The sequence below is a fragment of the Mycobacterium sp. E2497 genome (assembly GCF_001668695.1).
GTDB lineage: Bacteria > Actinomycetota > Actinomycetes > Mycobacteriales > Mycobacteriaceae > Mycobacterium.
Window position 1 is genome coordinate 1 of the sequence record NZ_LZKD01000197.1, and the last position, 2,005, is coordinate 2,005.

A 2,005-nucleotide genomic window follows, 5' to 3' on the forward strand; every position below is an offset into this window, starting at 1 on the left:
CCGCGCCACCGAGCATCGCCACGGATTGTTTGAGTGTGTCTGAGGGATCGTCACTGAGATCGCTCCAGCGGCCAGTACCTCTCAGACATGCGTAGTAGTTGTCCCACTCGTTGGCGTACGCGGTTGGAGCCGAACCTAGCCCGACAGCGGCCAGTGACCCGGCCGCCAGTGTCCCGAACAGCATCGTTCCCACAAGCTTCGTCTTGCTCTTAGTCGTGGCGCGATGGCTCATTACTCATCACCCTCTCCGGGTCGGAGTTTCGAACGATGCGCTTTAACTTCCGCTCCGCAAACTTCACCAGCTAGGGACCTTCGGCACCTCTGTGTGACCGAACGACCACGAACCAGAGACGCGTCCTTGGATGCATGGGCGGCCCGTGACAGCCGATAGGCGAACAACTTCCCCATCGCAGCCAACTGCGCGGGAATCGGCCCCCGACAAGAATTCAGTCGAGCGTTCGGTCCGCCTTCGTGATGCAGCGGTACAGCTCGTCCCCTACGGGACGACGACCGCGGCGAGGACGCCGCCGCCGATCGCCGCGAGGTAGCCGCCGGGCAGCGAATTCTCCTTCCAGCGCAGCCGCCAGGCTTCACGCGAGCGAGCGCCCCGCATGAGCTGCCGGACTTCGCGCCAGTGCAGGCAGCCCAGCGCCGAGGCAGCCATGATCGGCATCGACTCCAGGAAGCTGTGCACGTGCTGTTCCCCATATGGTGACGCGGCGTCCGCTGTGCTCGGCGGCGCTGACGTCCCACAGGGCGGTGGCCTCGTGCGCGGCGATCGAGGCCAGAATCGTCGTCAACACAAGCGGGTTCACCTCACACAACAGCACCAGGGTGAGCGGCGCGCCGACCTCGGCCATCATCAGCAGGTGGATCAGAGATTCACGAGTCCCCGAGGTGACCTCAATCCTGCTGCGGCCGTGCTGATTCCAATCGAGCAACGCGGGGATGAACCAGGCCGGCAAGAGGCCGTACATCAGGTACCGCAACAATGCTGTCTGCGAGTCACTGACCTGATCCGGGACGCGCATGCGCCGACCCGGGCCGCCTCGGCGTTTCGTCAGTTTGCCTCGCGCACCCGCCCTGATACCCGGCGGAGGGGCGGCGAAACTAGGGCCGCGTTCGGCGGCTGACGAATTCGCGACGGGCGCCGGTCACCGGGTCGTCGAACTCGATGCGCTGCGCCAACAGCCGCAGCGGCGTGCTGAAGTCGTCGGGCGGCACGTCGATGATGTTGGGGTACAACGGATCCCCGTCGATCGGCAGGCCGAGGGAGGCCATGTGCACGCGCAACTGGTGGGTGCGCCCGGTGCGCGGGGTCAGCCGGTACAGGCCGTCCGGTGAAACGAGTTCGACGAACGTCTCCGCGTTGGGCGCACCGGGTTCGCAGACGGCCTGTAAAACGCCGCGCCGCTTGATGATCCGGCTTTGCACCACGCGGGGCAACGCCACGGCCGGATCCACGGCGGCGCGCGCCAGGTACGTCTTGCGCACCAGCCCACGGGAAAACAGCGTCTGGTATGCGCCGCGTACCTCGCGGCGCGCCGTGAACAGCAGCACGCCGGCGGTCAACCGGTCGAGCCTATGGGCGGGGCTCAGCTCCGGCAGGCCCAGTTCTCGCCGCAGCCGCACCAGCGCCGTCTGCGCCACGTGTCGCCCGCGGGGCATGGTGGCCAGGAAGTGGGGCTTGTCGACCACGACGATGTCCGCGTCGCGATGCAGCACCGGGATGTCGAACGGCACCGGAACCTCATCTGGCAGCTCTCGGTACAGAAATACGTGCGATCCGGCGGGCAGCACCGTGGCCTCGTCGACCACCGCGCCGCCCGCATCGACGACCTCCCCGGCCAGCACCTTCGACCGCGCGGGCGCGCCGAACCGGTCGGTCAGCTCGGCCATCACCGGTCCCCCGCGCAGCCGCACCCGCGCCGGGCCCAGGCCGTCCCGCACCGGCAGTGGCGCGGGCCTCAATTGAGCGGCACCGGCTCGAGGATCTCGGCGCGGG

3 protein-coding genes are annotated in these 2,005 nt (G+C 67.8%); all 3 read right to left on the reverse strand.

Features of this window, described 5'->3' with window-relative positions; genetic code table 11:
* On the reverse strand, positions 1 to 232 hold a 232-nt coding region (locus A5713_RS29295), incomplete at its 3' end, for a hypothetical protein (protein ID WP_231980505.1).
* A 358-nt stretch (positions 233 to 590) separates the two neighbouring features.
* The gene (locus A5713_RS18225; protein WP_231980507.1) at positions 591 to 1,031 is read right to left on the reverse strand and encodes a diguanylate cyclase/phosphodiesterase; all 441 of its coding nucleotides are present in this window, start codon (positions 1,029 to 1,031) and stop codon (positions 591 to 593) included.
* Between the two features lie 79 nt (positions 1,032 to 1,110).
* The gene (locus A5713_RS18230; RefSeq protein ID WP_231980509.1) at positions 1,111 to 1,899 is read right to left on the reverse strand and encodes a pseudouridine synthase; all 789 of its coding nucleotides are present in this window, start codon (positions 1,897 to 1,899) and stop codon (positions 1,111 to 1,113) included.
* Positions 1,900 to 2,005: the final 106 nt, after the last annotated feature.

Bases quoted from the DNA above. Each gene is read 5' to 3' on its own strand.
- A5713_RS18225 (WP_231980507.1), bottom strand. From the start codon at position 1,031: ATGCGCGTCCCGGATCAGGTCAGTGACTCGCAGACAGCATTGTTGCGG.
- A5713_RS18230 (WP_231980509.1), bottom strand. From the start codon at position 1,899: ATGGCCGAGCTGACCGACCGGTTCGGCGCGCCCGCGCGGTCGAAGGTG.